The sequence below is a fragment of the Anaerocolumna sp. genome, assembly GCF_032079385.1.
Classification (GTDB): Bacteria; Bacillota; Clostridia; order Lachnospirales; family Lachnospiraceae; genus Anaerocolumna.
Genome location: NZ_DAMAUC010000002.1, coordinates 297,324 through 311,703 on the forward strand (window position 1 = coordinate 297,324; position 14,380 = coordinate 311,703).

General features: G+C 34.9%; 10 protein-coding genes. 2 read left to right on the plus strand and 8 right to left on the minus strand.

Features of this window, described 5'->3' with window-relative positions; translation table 11 throughout:
* Positions 1-123 precede the first annotated feature (123 nt).
* Positions 124-1,743 carry a cardiolipin synthase gene (gene cls, locus RT261_RS03065; RefSeq protein ID WP_313129188.1) on the minus strand — a complete coding sequence of 540 codons (1,620 nt, stop codon included), beginning with the start codon at positions 1,741-1,743 and terminating at the stop codon, positions 124-126.
* An 816-nt stretch (positions 1,744-2,559) separates the two neighbouring features.
* On the opposite strand from cls, the gene RT261_RS03070 reads away from it, so the two are divergent.
* Entirely contained in the window at positions 2,560-3,843 is a 1,284-nt protein-coding gene (locus tag RT261_RS03070; RefSeq protein ID WP_313129190.1) for a ribonuclease H-like domain-containing protein, read from the plus strand.
* Between the two features lie 135 nt (positions 3,844-3,978).
* The gene (locus tag RT261_RS03075; protein WP_313129192.1) at positions 3,979-4,122 is read left to right on the plus strand and encodes a hypothetical protein; all 144 of its coding nucleotides are present in this window, start codon (positions 3,979-3,981) and stop codon (positions 4,120-4,122) included.
* A 292-nt stretch (positions 4,123-4,414) separates the two neighbouring features.
* On the opposite strand, the gene RT261_RS03080 is transcribed toward RT261_RS03075, so the two are convergent.
* The 7 genes from RT261_RS03080 to RT261_RS03110 form a co-directional block, all read right to left on the minus strand.
* Complete coding sequence (locus tag RT261_RS03080) at positions 4,415-5,377, minus strand: ABC transporter ATP-binding protein (RefSeq protein WP_313129196.1); 963 nt, start codon at positions 5,375-5,377, stop codon at positions 4,415-4,417.
* Entirely contained in the window at positions 5,374-6,399 is a 1,026-nt protein-coding gene (locus tag RT261_RS03085; protein ID WP_313129198.1) for an ABC transporter ATP-binding protein, read from the minus strand. Before RT261_RS03085 ends, RT261_RS03080 begins: the two co-directional genes overlap by 4 nt.
* A 20-nt stretch (positions 6,400-6,419) precedes the next feature.
* On the minus strand, positions 6,420-7,349 hold the full coding sequence (locus RT261_RS03090; RefSeq protein WP_313129201.1) for an ABC transporter permease: 930 nt from the start codon (positions 7,347-7,349) through the stop codon (positions 6,420-6,422).
* 101 nt (positions 7,350-7,450) lie between these two features.
* Positions 7,451-8,398, minus strand: a complete 948-nt coding sequence (locus RT261_RS03095) for an ABC transporter permease (RefSeq protein ID WP_313129204.1) — start codon at positions 8,396-8,398, stop codon at positions 7,451-7,453.
* 62 nt (positions 8,399-8,460) lie between these two features.
* Positions 8,461-10,146: a peptide ABC transporter substrate-binding protein gene (locus RT261_RS03100; RefSeq protein ID WP_313129205.1), complete on the minus strand. Its 1,686-nt coding sequence runs from the start codon at positions 10,144-10,146 to the stop codon at positions 8,461-8,463.
* Positions 10,147-10,167: 21 nt separating this feature from the next.
* Positions 10,168-11,184, minus strand: coding sequence for a M42 family metallopeptidase (locus tag RT261_RS03105; protein ID WP_313129208.1), 1,017 nt, complete (start codon positions 11,182-11,184; stop codon positions 10,168-10,170).
* A gap of 26 nt (positions 11,185-11,210) precedes the next feature.
* Positions 11,211-14,366 (minus strand): alpha-mannosidase, encoded by a 3,156-nt coding sequence (locus RT261_RS03110; RefSeq protein WP_313129210.1) that lies wholly within the window; start codon positions 14,364-14,366, stop codon positions 11,211-11,213.
* Positions 14,367-14,380 lie beyond the last annotated feature (14 nt).

Below are 14,380 nucleotides of genomic sequence, written 5' to 3' on the forward strand. Positions count from 1 at the left end.
TTATATTGAAAGGCACAGCAATATGCCTATGCCTTTTTTAATATAACTAAGTTTATTTTATATCCATTATACCGATAAAGCTTAAAATAATCAAGGTGTTTAAAAACAAACGTTTGCCTTATGCTACATTAAAGTGGAAAAAAGGTTTAAAAAAGGCTGGTACATTTTTAGCTGCCAAGGCCTGTTTTTCCAATCTATATAAGTTATTTCCTGACTTTCCGTTATGGTCTTCAAAAAATCCTCTTTGATTACTTGAATCACATCTTTATTACACATCCATAGCCCACATTCGTAATGAAGGTAAAAACTGCGGTAATCCATATTAATGGTTCCAATAATCCCGCAATCTTCATTAATAATTGTTTTTGCATGAATAAATCCCGGTGTATATTCGTAAATCTTTACTCCACCTTCTAACAATCTTCCATAATTATAATTAGTTAAAACCTTTACATGTTTTTTATCCGGAATATAAGGTGTTATAATTCTTACATCAACACCGCTTTTTGCAGCAGTAACAAGTGCCTGCCTCATATCATCCTCAATAATCAGATATGGTGTAGTAATATAAATGAACTTTTTCGCATAGGTTATAATCTGTTTATAAATATTTTCAATAGGGTTATTAGGATGGTTAGCAGGACCATCTGCAACTACATGGCAATACACATCGTTTTTCTTAAATACTTTGTTGGGACGGTAAATGTTATAATCAACTATCTGACTGGGATTGCAGATTTCCCACATTTGCAGAAAGGTGACGGTTAATCCCCAAACTGCATCTCCCTCCACACGTACTGCATTGTCTTTCCATGTACCAAATCGATGAACCAGGTTTACATATTCATCAGCTAGGTTCATTCCACCGGTATAACCAATATTTCCATCAACAACAATTATCTTTTGATGGCTTCTATAGTTCATATATAATTTGTCTGTATATTTATGGATAGGATTAAATACACCGATTTGAAAACCTTCTGCCTCTAAATTTCTTCTGAAATTCTTTGGTGTTCTTAATGTAGCACCAAAGTCATCATACATAAACTTAACTTCAACACCTTCTTTAATTTTATCCAGCAGCAGTTCGTGAATCTTTCTCCAAAGAACCCCTTCTGCAATAATAAAGAAGTTAATTAAAACAAATCTTTCTGCATTTCGAATGTCTTTAAAAATTGCCTCAAAGACATCTTCTCCCATAGGATAGTAGTTAATATGATTATTTTTAAACAGCGGAAAGTGCTGGGACTCCAGGTATCTTGACATCCTGCTCTTGGTAGGATATTTCTTTTCATACTCTTGTGCCAGTTCCGGGTCATAATGATAATACTGATACCCGTGGTTTATTTTTGCCAGAACTTTTTTCTCAATTTTCTTTTTTGATCCGGTCTTTCCCCACAAGGCATACATAATATGTCCAGTTATTGGCAGAATTAAAACAATACAAATCCAGCCCAGCTTAAAGGAAGGACTTCTATTATCATTTACCAATCCAATCGTAATAAATATACTACCTATTTCAATTATCATATAGATATAAATAGTTGATTCACTAAGCCAATATGTAAGCAAAAGAATCAAAGCAAATTGAATCAGTACTAATAATCCCACTAATATAAATCGCAATGCACCACTAAAATAACTTTTTGATGTACCTATCAAATCATCACTTAGTATATTGCTCACAATATCACCCCTTTTAATTCTTTCTATCTTTTGTGATTTTTCTCTTAATTCTTTCAAAACATCTTCCCTCTTAAATTCTTAAACTTACTCAATAAAAGCCTTTACGTTTTCTCTGTTCTTCAATCATTTTCCCTTTATTTTCTTTCAGGTGTTTTTCTACAAAATTCATCCCACTAAAAATAAATCTCACTTCTATCTTACCATATTTATGTAATATTATATACTGCTATTCTCTACAATTTTATATTTATTACATATGAAATTTTGGATGCCAACTCCTCAGACAAACAATGACATTTATTTTAATATATGATATATTAAAAACGTAATGAAGAAGAATGCTTGCTTGTATTCTTCTGAGTGGAGTGCCCAGATCATGAACACGCTTTTTGTTCATGATATATTAAAAACGTAATGAAGAAGAATGCTTGCTTGTATTCTTCTGAATGGAGTGCCCAGATCATGAACACGCTTTTTGTTCACGATATATTAAAAACGTAATGAAGAAGAAGGCACGCTTGCTTGTATTCTTCTGAGTGGAGTGCCCAGATCATGAACAGCCTTTTTGTTCATGATATAACAAAAACGTAATGAAGAAAAAACAAGCTTGCTTGTATTTTTCTGAGTGGAGTGCCCAGATCATGAACAGCCTTTTTGTTCATGATATAACAAAAACGTAATGAAGAAAAGCAAGCTTGCTTGTATTTTTTAAGTGGAGTACAATATCAGGAACAAGCTTTTGCCCCATGATAACCTAAATTATAACGAATCATACTATAAAAACAATTATTTATAATAATATTAAGGTAAACTTAATATTAAGGTAAGCTAATAATAAGAAAGTTTATATTTTTTTAAGTCGAGGTAATCAAAATGTTAAACATACATACTACATTAGATAATAATTTACTCTACCCTATACAAAATCCATATAATATGGAAGATATCCTGTTTTTTGATATAGAAACAACAGGACTGTCTGCAAAAACCTCTTTTCTTTACTTAATAGGCTGTGTATATTTTGAAAATGGTACCTGGCAGATGATTCAATGGTTTGCCGATGATATGAACCAGGAAGCTGCAATTCTTCATGAGTTTTTTGAAAAATTAAAGCATTATAAACGTTTGGTCCATTATAACGGAAATGGTTTTGATATTCCATTTATACTGAATAAATGCAAACAACATAATATGGATAACCCTTTTACTCTTATAGACAGTTTTGATATTTATAAAAAACTAATTCCTTATAAAAAAATACTTCCTCTTGATAACCTAAAGCTAAAAACAGTAGAAGTCTTCCTTGGTTTAGCAAGAGAGGATACCTATTCGGGCGCAGATTTAATTCAGATTTATGCCAATTATCTTGGAAGCAGCCGTTATGAAAAGCTACACAAAAGTAATTCTCCAAAAGAGATAGATAACATATCTCCTAATTCTTGTTCTAAGGAAATACCTTCTTCCAAAGATTTGCTTGGAATACTTCTATTACATAATGCAGAAGACCTTAAGGGTTTATTATCTATATCCAGTATATTATGCTATATTGATATTTTTGATAGTGATCTATATAAGGATATATTCCAACATGTATGCATTGATATAACTGATTCACAGGAGATTTGGAATGCAGAAATCATTTCAAATACAGAATCTGAAATCTGCTTTTTAGAACTACGGGTAACTATTCCCTTTAAAGTACCGAAATCTGTTCATTGGGAAAACACACTAACTGCTTCTATAGATGGTACCTATGATAATATGTCTATACAATTTATTGTGGCTTCTAATAATGTTACCCTAAAAATACCTGTTTTTAAAGGCGAACTTAAATATTTTTTTAATAATTACAAGGATTATTATTATTTACCAAAAGAAGATATGGCAATTCATAAAAGCGTTGCTCAATTTGTTGATAAAGAATATCGGGTACAAGCCAAAGCAAATACTTGTTACAGCAAAAAAGCAGGTATTTTTATTCCGGCTTTTGGTGAACTTTCCAAGGAGCAGTTTAAAGCGGAGTATCAAGATTATGTGAGCTTCATAGAATTAGATTTGTCAGACCTAAAGGATTCTACTCTATTATATGAATATTTTACAGACTGTATCAATTATATTTGTCATTCCAAAGAAAATAAATCAAAACTTACCTATTAAATACAAACTTCTTTTCCTCTCATAGTTAAGGAATGCATATTTCTATTCTGTAAGCAGATACTATTAGTGATAGGAGATAATAAAATAATCACCTATACACTCATAATTTTCACAAAGGAAAGGAATCGGTGCAGTATGGGAAAAAGTAAGAATACAAAAAATAGAACAACTCAAAACAGTACCAAAAACTCTGCAAAAGATACTACAAAAAATACATCAAATGTAAAAAATATAATACCGGACGAGCAGGAACGCCGTGATGGCCCTGGCGGGGAATAGTAATAGTTGAAAAATTCCTAAACTCATAAAAAACAAATGATATAAATTAGGATATTCTAAAAGGGCGGATTAATTTCCGCCCTTTTGGTTAAAAATTGAAGATGCTATTCTTTACTTTTTATCAATTCATTCATAGACATTTGAAGTGTTCTCCCCTCCTGCAATATACTGCCTCAACATACATTACGATTGTAGAAAACCTGTAAGCAATTGAAATTATTGTTTTACTTTGAGATAGTTTATCAATCGCCATTGAAATATTACTTTCACTTTCATTATCCAGAAATATACATTAAAAACTTTCCAGGACATGGCAAGCCACAAAATGTCCCTTTTCAGTTTCTTTTAATTTAGGTGTAACAATTCCGCATTTTGCAGTTGCATATTTACACCTGCTCATAAAGCGACAACCTGGTCCACAATTAATTGGGCTTCCAACTTCTCCCTCTAAGGGCAACACAGTTTTATTTCTCTCCAATTTAGGATTGGGAATTGGAATAGCAGAAAGCAATGCTTTTGTATAAAAGTGAGTTGGATGTTTATAGAGTTCATTACTTGGCGCAAATTCAACCAATTGCCCCATATACATAACTCCAACACGATCAGATATATGTTTTACCATAGATAAATCATGTGCGATGAATAAATAAGTTAATCCCAATTGTTCCTGAAGACGAACAAGCAAGTTAACAACTTGCGCTTGAATAGATACATCCAATGCAGAAATTGGTTCATCACATACGATAAACTTAGGATCAACCGCTAAAGCCCTTGCAATACCAATTCTTTGTCTCTGTCCTCCTGAAAATTCATGGGGGAAGCGATTTGCATATTCTTTATTCAAGCCAACCATAGCAAGTAATTCCTGTATTCTGTCAGTCCCTCCCGGTATATGATGATTAATCATTCCTTCCGCGATTATATCTCCAACTGTCATACGGGGGTTTAATGAAGCATATGGATCCTGAAAAATCATTTGGGCATTTTTCTTGAATTCAATTATCTCTTTTTTATCTTTTAGCTGACTAATATCTTTTCCTTGAAACTCAATTTTTCCTTCTGTAGCAGGATATAAACCTAAAATAGTTCTTCCGCAGGTTGTTTTTCCACATCCCGATTCTCCAACCAATCCAACAGTTTCACCTGGGTATATTTCAAAGGATACATCGTCTACAGCTTTCAGCACACCTTTTTTTCGCATATTAAAATACTTTTTCAGATGCTCTATTTTTACTAAAGGTTCCCTTGAATTCATTCCTTAATCACGCTCCTTACATTATCAAATCCATATACTTCTTTTGCTGTTTCATCATGTAACCAGCACATAGCCCTATGGCTTTTTGAAATTTGAGTATATTGGGGCTCATATCTATTGCAGACTTCCATACAATATTGACATCTTGATGCAAACCCGCAGCCTTTTGGAGGAGCGATCAAATCGGGAGGGGTTCCTGGGATAACATGGAGCTCTGCTTTGTTTTCAAATTCTAAATTAGGAACTGCATTTAATAATGCATAGGTGTATGGATGCTGGGGATTTTCAAAAATTTCTTCTGCTGAGCCTTCTTCTACAATTTTACCAGCATACATTACCGCAACTCTGTCTGCCATTCCCGCAACAACTCCCAAATCATGGGTAATCATTATAATAGACGAGTTGTTTACATGTTGAATTTCTTTTAATAATTTAATAATCTGGGCCTGTATAGTAACATCCAGAGCAGTGGTAGGTTCATCCGCAATCATTAGCTGAGGATTGCAGGCCAAGGCTATCGCTATCATTACCCTTTGTCTCATACCTCCTGAAAATTCATGAGGATATTGTTGAATTCTATCTTCCGGGTTAGGAATATTTACTTTCTTTAATAATTCTATGGTTCTTTCCTGAGCCTCTTTTTTACTTACTTTTTGATGCTTGATGATTCCTTCCCGAATCTGATTTCCAATCTTCATAGTGGGATTTAATGATGTCATAGGATCCTGAAAAATCATTCCCGCATCTTTTCCCCTATAATCTTGCCATTGCTTATTTGTATATTTCAGAATATTGATTCCCTTATATTTAATTTCACTATCCTTTTTTACTTCACCTTGAGGAGAAGCAACTAGTCCCATTATTGCTTTGGAAGTAACTGTTTTTCCACATCCTGACTCTCCAACAATAGCAAGGGTTTCTCCTTCATTCACATAAAAAGTAACTCCACGTACTGCTTGAACCTCACCAGCATATGTATGGAAGGAAACTTTTAGATTGTTAACTTCTAATAAATGACTCATACTTGAACTCCTTTTATTTCTTATTGGCGAAGTTTCGGATCAAAAGCATCACGAAGTCCATCTCCTAACAAATTAAACGCCAACATAGTTAATGATATTGCTGCTGCCGGAAAAAGCAATTCATGGGGATAATATGACATCTGTTGCTGGCCTAGAGCAGCCATTGCACCCCAACTTGTGTTAGGCGGCTGAATTCCCATACCAATAAAGCTAAGAAATGCTTCCGAAAATATAAAACCTGGAATTGTAAAAGTGGTATTTACAATTATAATACTTAGTATATTAGGTAGCAGATGTTTTGAAATTATTTTATAAATTGGAGTACCCAGTGCCTTTGCCGCCAGAATATACTCACACTCCATTAAATTAAGCACCTGCCCTCTTACTAATCGTGCCAGGCCGGTCCAACTTGTTATGCATAACGCAATAATCAATGAAACCATACCTTTTCCCAATACAATACTGACTAAAATTACAACTACCATATAAGGAATACCAACAAGCACTTCAACAATTCTCATCATGACATCATCAATGACGCCGCCAAAATATCCGCTAATTCCCCCATATATTACACCTACTACCAGAGATATTACAGCACCGATTAATCCAATGGAAAGGGATACCCTTCCTCCAACCCATATTCTGGCAAATATGTCTCTGCCAAGGTCATCTAAGCCAAAAATATGATGCACTGTTGAACCTTGATTTGTATAGGCAAGATTCTGTTCGTCATAGGAATGAGGATATATATAAGGAGCAAAGATACACATTAATATTACAAAAATTAAAAACCCCATGCTAATCATGGCAACCTTATTCTGCTTTAATCGTCTCCATGCATCCTGCCAATAGGATATGCTTGGTCTGGCCACTTTTTCTGACTGCTGTTCATTTACACCGACACGTGCAAACATTTCTTTCGTTAGTACAATATTTTGATTATCCATATTTATAACTATACTCCTTTCAATGTCTGGAGACTTTGTGGGTAGCACAAATCTCCGGTTGAAAGAATTTCAACACGAAATTACTTCAACCTTCTCCCCCCCTATTTTATCAGACTCTTTCTAATTCTCGGATCTACCAAAGCATATAGGATATCCATTATACCGATTGAAAAGATAAAAATAGCGGAAAAAATTATTGTGGTTGCCATTATCATGGGATAATCGCGTCCATTTACACTATCTACATAGTACCGGCCAAGACCCGGTATGGAGAAAATTCTTTCGATAACGAAGGAACCCGTTACAATTCCTGCAATCTGAGGAGCTACAATAGAAATAATTGGTGTAATACTATTTCTAAGTACATGTCTTCGGATAATCTCTCCATTTGAAAGTCCCTTGGATTTAGCAGTTAATATATAATCATTGTTCAAAACATCCAGTACGGAAGATCGCATAAATCGGGAATAGGTTGCTATACCACCTATTGCTGCTGACAAAGTAGGTAATGCAGTAACCCGCAAAGAATCTGCCAGTCCCATACCATCTGTAACCCAACCCACTATGGGGAAAAATGTTCCCCCCAGACTTTTTTGCAATAATGCGGCAAATACAAAACTTGGTATAGACACTCCAAATATTGCTATGAAAATGGCAATGAAATCAATCCACGAATTTCTATGAAATGCCGCAATAATACCAATCAGTAAGCCTAAAACCAAACCTACCCCTACTGCCTGTAAGCCTAAACGAATGGAGGCAGGAAGACGGCTTCCAATTACTTCATTCGCTGTCAAACCAGGTGTTGTATAAGATTCTCCTAACTCTCCATGTGTAATGTTTTTTAAATAGTGTAAATATCTTTCTCCAATTGGTTTATCCAATCCCCATTTAGCTTCCAGATTCTTTGCCACAGCTTCCGGAAGAACTTTTGTGCCGGACTGCATGGGATCACCAGGAATTAAATTCATTAAGAAAAAGGTGGCTGTTATAATTATCCATAGCGTAACAATCATATATCCAAACTTTTTTAATATGTATTTAAGCATAACTAATCTCCTTATAAGAATACGAGACAGAGGAGATTTCCCTCCTCCGCCTCGTCTCTTTCTTATTCAAAATATGCTGTTTTTAACTCAATTTCAGGTCCGCCGGATCCATTGAAACTATATTCCGTTAATGATTTATCAACAAGATTACGTTTAAAGCTGTAGGTAAGCGGTGCAATTCCTGCTTCTTCAGCTATTAGTATTTTTTCTGCTTCTGCAATTTTCTCTTGTCTTATTTTCATGTCCGGTTCAGATTTACATGCATTTACCAACTCATCATACCTGCTATTAGAGAAAAGAGCCGGGTTATTACCATCCCCTGTTAAATAGCATTGCATAAATGTCATAGGATCATTATAATCTGCGCCCCAACCTGTATTACAGATTTGATACAGACCTTTTGATACTTGATTATTAAAGGTTGCATTATCGGCCGCAGTATCAATTTTAACCGTCACACCTAATATAGATTGCCATTGATTTTGGAAAAATTCCGCTTTTACTTTTGTGTCATTATTGGCATTGCTTTGAAGGAAGGTTACTGTAATTTGTTCACCAGCTTTTCCGATTTCTTTTAAACCTTCTTCAAATAAGGTCTTGGGATCTTCTTTGCATTCTAACAACGGATCAGTTACTTCTTCTCTATATTTAGTCTCCCCGTTATTAATGGAATATGGAACTAAACCATAACCTGGTTTGTCTTTTTTCAATACATTATCTACAAAAACTTCTCTATCAATAGCAAGTGAAAATGCCTTTCTTATTTTAGCATTTGTAAAGATTCCATTCGGATCTTGGTTGTTAAATGCAATATAAGAAGAACCTGGATTTGCGTTTTCAATAAGTGAAATTTCTCCTGTATCAATTTTACTTTTTACTTTCTGATAGTACTCCGCATTAATACCGGTTAAAATATCAATATTGCCTTGCTCAAGCATCTGCTGTCTTGTATTTTCCTCTTGTGCAAGAAGAAAATTAACAGTATCCAACTTAACATTGGCTGCGTCCCAATAATGTGGATTTTTCTTTAATACAATTTGAGATCCTCTTGTCCAACTATCGATTACAAATGGGCCGGAATAAACCATATTCTCAGCATTGGAACCGTATGTTACATTACTTTCGCCAGTTGTTTTATTTTCAGGAATCGGTGTAAGATTAGAGCAATTTGCCATTAGTAGAAAATATGGCAGCGGTTCATTTAATCTAATTTCTAAAGTCCTCTCATCAAGTGCCTTTATTCCAACTTCTTCTTTGCTTCCGGTACCAGTGTTATATGCTTCTGCACCTTCTATACAATAAAAAGTACCGGCATTATGGCTGCCCACCTCAGGATCAAAAGTTCTTAACATACAGTTCACATAGTCTTGAGCTTTAACAGCAGTTCCATCAGAATATTGATTGTCTCTTAGATTAAAAGTCCATATTAATCCATCATCTGAAACATCCCATGTTTCTGCGCCTGCAGGTGTAATTTTTCCATCCTGCATACGAATAAGTGTCTCTTGAACCTCCAATACAATTTGGTTCTTTTGTCCGTCATCTGCACGACTAGGATCTAAAATGTCCGGATCAGTGGTCATTGGAAGATTCACAGTTGCTTTATTATTACCTGTTGTTTCCACACTTCCACCACTTACCCCATTCTTACCGCTATTACCCTTGCTTCCACATGCTGCTAAACCAAGCGACATAGCACAAATCAGTGCACAAGCGGCAATTCTTTTCAAATACATAATTTTTCTCATAGCTTTTCCTTCCCTTCTTGTTTACTTTATTATTTCTTCTGTCACAATGTTTAAAGGCATCTCAACAAATTCTATAAGCAGTTGAATACATGCCTCAACATCAGCCAGATTAATAATACTATTTGGTGAATGTCCATATCTTGTTGGTATAGATATACCAAGTACCTTAACTCCTGCATTAGACTTTGTAATTGCCCCTGCATCAGTTCCCCCTGCCGGAAGAGCATCCAGCTGATAATTTATGTTATTATTTTTTGCACAATCAATTAAATCCTGGGTTAATGCCTCATCGCATATTACGCTTGCATCGTTTACTTTAATTGCCGCGCCTCCACCTAATACCGGATTTCCAAATTCATCTCCGGGAATATCGAATGCACCTGTAATATCTATGGCTATCCCTAAGTCAGGTTGAATTCCTTCTGCAGAAGTGGTAGAACCAAACAACCCGACCTCTTCTTGTACTGTAAACACAAAATATACATCATGATATGGTGTTTTCATTCTCTTCATAGTCTCTATTTGAATGAAACATGCACTGCGATCATCAAAAGCTTTAGACATTACATTATTACCAAGGAGTTTTGTATATTCTCCCAGAAACATGGCACAATCCCCTACTTGAATATATTGTTCTGCCTCTGCTTTATCTTTTGCTCCAATATCGATGTATAATTTATTCATCTCATTTGGTTCAACTTTTTGAATCTTCTCTTTACATGCAACACAGCCTGTCACACCATTGGCAAATTGAACCCGATTCATAAAAGATATATAAGGAGAAACTCCCCCTACATTTTTTACTAGTAACAGTCCATTTTCCATTATTTTTACAACACAAAGTCCTATTTCATCCATATGTGCTGCCGTCATTATTTTCTTTTTATTAATTCCATTACCTTTTTTAAGTGCAATCAAATTCCCCATTGCATCCTTCTTAATTTCGTCTGCATAATCGACAATTTGATCAATTATGTAATTGGCAACTCTTTTTTCTCTTCCACTGACTCCCCAAATTTTTGTCAATTCTTCCAGCATATTTCTTCTCCTTCTCTAAATAGTATTTATTTCTTAAAATTAATTCGAAATGTTTTAATTTCATATGGTTCGAACCATACTTCAAACTCATTATTTTTAATGGCAAGAGTGTTCAAATCATTTTCTAGTAAATCACATTCTTTTGCGGATAGAATACTCCATGAAGCCGAAATCTTTGCTTCCACTCTGTGATTTTGATTTTCATACATTCTTAAAATCCACCCATTACCGTCTTCTGCTTTTTTTATCATCTCTATAAAACAATTCTTTTGATTGCAAGAGATCAGGCTGAAACTATTCGGCAAGAATTCTTGTATTCCTTTTTCCTTTATCACTACAATGGATGGCACATTAAGGTTATATGCCATCTCAATGGTACTGGCATCTTGCCATCTGCCGTTATGAGGATAAATGGAATAGGTAAAATCGTGTTCTTCTATATCCGCATTTTCATTTGGATAGATTCCTGATTTAATTAATGTTAAAGACATTTCTCCATCTTTAATACTATGACCGTATTTACAATCATTCAAAAGGCTGATTCCCAGTCCATTTTCAGACATATCTGCCCACTTATGTCCGCAGGTTTCAAACTTCGCAGTATCCCAGCTATTATTATTCGTAGTCTCTCGTTCAACATTTCCGTATTGTATTTCATAAGTAGCCCTATTTGTATTCACACTTACTGGAAAATTCACTTTTAACAACATGCTCTGCAGCTTCCAATCCACATGATTTATAAAATCAATTCTAGGTATATCCTGATATAGGCAAACTTTTTGTGTAACAACCGAATCCATGAATCCATATGAAGTTTCTAACACTGTTCTAACCGGTCCTGCTTCAATGACTTTTGTTTCAGAAATCCAATTACTTTCATATTTCTTCTTTTTATAGTAAATATCTATATCCCAGTTATCCCAATTCATAGGTCTGTCTTCATAAATATTCAAGACATTTCCTAAACGATTTTCCTTAATAAATTCTTTTTTAGCTTCTTTTTCAAAAAGAGACTCCAGCTGCATCTCATGGTTGAATCTGGCATAATAATAGCTGTTATCAAATTCATAGTTCCATTCCAGAAATTCCTGCTTCGGTTTTTCTCCTCTTATTATTTGAAAAGTTTTAAAGCCTAAAGGGGGCAGCTGTTTTGCAAAGAAAATCAACTTATTCTCCGAAATATATTGAACCTTGTATGTATTACCTTCCAAATCCCTAATCTCAGCAACGGTATATTTTCCATTGGTATCAATTTCCACTATGTCATCTTTCCAGTAGCCCAAGGTGTTAATAACCACAATAGAATCTAGCGGTGCTTTCACATGCTCTGCAAGCTTTTTGCTGATTTTTTGTATACAATAGGTACCGTCCTTTAAAATCTCTTCATATTCCTTATTTGATTGGATATAAACTTCTTCAATTGCACTTCCCGGAATAATATCATGAAACTGATTTAATAATATGGTATCCCAGCCTTTATCTATTGTTTCATAGGGATATTCTTCTCCAATTAAAGAACTCAGACAGCCTAAGGTTTCTAACTGTTCATACAAGATTTCACTTTTACGATTGTACCTCTTTGTTTTTCCCATGGATGTATAAGTTCCTCTGTGATACTCAAAATACAATTCACCATCCCATGTAGGCATATCTTTATTAGTCGCAATCTTTTCATAAGTACGATCAAGAAAATCCTGTTCAAATTCTAAATCCACCTTTGGAATGCCAGGCAACCCATATTTTAGTCTCCTTGCACTTTCCAGCATCTCTTTGGTTGGACCTCCGCCTCCGTCACCATAACCGTAGAGCATCATGGTATCCTCCGTTAAATCTTTGTTCTGAAAACGTTCAAAGGTTCCAAGTACCATATTAGGATTGATAATTCCTGTATAGGTTGTTGTATTTTTGGTATCTGAAAAAGAAATATTTTCTCCCAGAGTTCTGTCATAATTACAAGTTGTGGGCATAAATACAAAAACTTTGCTGCCATCAATTCCTTTCCACAGAAATGTATCATTGGGCAACTGATTATACTGGTTCCAGGCAATCTTCGTTGTCATAAAATAGGAAATACCAGTTTTTTTCAATATCTGTGGGATTGCAGCGGAATATCCAAATACATCAGGGAGCCATAAGGATTTACTTTCCTTACCGAATTCCTCCGTGAAAAACTGATGTCCTTTCATTACCTGCCTTACCAAAGATTCGCCATTTGGCAGATTACAGTCAGCCTCCAGCCACATAGCACCATCCACTTCCCACCTGCCTTCCGCTATTCTGTTTTTAATTCTTTCATACATCTCTGGTTCCTGTTCTTTTACAAACTTGTACAGGATAGGCTGGCTGGACATAAACTTATAATCCGGATATTGTTCCATAAGCTTGAGTACCGTTGAGAAGCTTCGTAATACTTTTTCTCTGGTCTGCTCTACAGTCCATAACCATGCTACATCAATGTGGGTATGTCCAATTGCACTTACTTTTGGAATATCTTTTAATTCCTTTGTGTAGAACTTTTCTTCAAGTAATACGCTGGCTTCTATAAGAGATTCATAAAATTGTTCTGAATAAGCCTTTCTTAAATCAATCATGTCAGCTACCAGTCCAAGTATCTGAAGAATTTTACGTGCATCATCTTTTTTGTTTTTCCACAGTACTCTTGCGGCCTGTACTGGAATCATAAAATCATAATAGAATTTGTTAATTATGTCATCCAGCACTACAAGCTCTGTGTGTAGTATTAAATCACCTTTTACTGATCCACTATAAGCATACAAAGCTACTTCATATCTCTTATCCAGAATTGCATGATCTGTAATAGTAATCTCTCTATGATTAACATCTACTCCTTGCACAATTTCTCCATCCAGATAAAAAAGCATCTGGGGATTTGTTGCATCCCATTGCCCCTCACGCCCTGTGGTTATACGAAATTCTACATGCTTACCAACCATGGAATTTGGAATTTGAAAACTTGTTCGAAACCATCTATGACAGTCCGTGTCTTTCCAAGGTGTATCAATTTCATAATCCTGCCAATCACTGGTATCACAGGTTGCTCCATTGTTTATTTTCCCTTCATGCATTTTATATTTACTTATCACTTTTGATTCCGGATAACGGAGTTTGTTAATATCTTTAACTAGCCTTTCCATTCGCTCCAATTCAAATTGAATACTCATATTAGCCTCCTGTT

Coding starts and splice junctions, on each gene's coding strand:
- RT261_RS03070 (WP_313129190.1), top strand. CDS start 2,560: ATGTTAAACATACATACTACATTAGATAATAATTTACTCTACCCTATA.
- RT261_RS03075 (WP_313129192.1), top strand. CDS start 3,979: ATGGGAAAAAGTAAGAATACAAAAAATAGAACAACTCAAAACAGTACC.
- RT261_RS03080 (WP_313129196.1), bottom strand. CDS start 5,377: ATGAATTCAAGGGAACCTTTAGTAAAAATAGAGCATCTGAAAAAGTAT.
- RT261_RS03085 (WP_313129198.1), bottom strand. CDS start 6,399: ATGAGTCATTTATTAGAAGTTAACAATCTAAAAGTTTCCTTCCATACA.
- RT261_RS03090 (WP_313129201.1), bottom strand. CDS start 7,349: ATGGATAATCAAAATATTGTACTAACGAAAGAAATGTTTGCACGTGTC.
- RT261_RS03095 (WP_313129204.1), bottom strand. CDS start 8,398: ATGCTTAAATACATATTAAAAAAGTTTGGATATATGATTGTTACGCTA.
- RT261_RS03100 (WP_313129205.1), bottom strand. CDS start 10,146: ATGAGAAAAATTATGTATTTGAAAAGAATTGCCGCTTGTGCACTGATT.
- RT261_RS03105 (WP_313129208.1), bottom strand. CDS start 11,184: ATGCTGGAAGAATTGACAAAAATTTGGGGAGTCAGTGGAAGAGAAAAA.
- RT261_RS03110 (WP_313129210.1), bottom strand. CDS start 14,366: ATGAGTATTCAATTTGAATTGGAGCGAATGGAAAGGCTAGTTAAAGAT.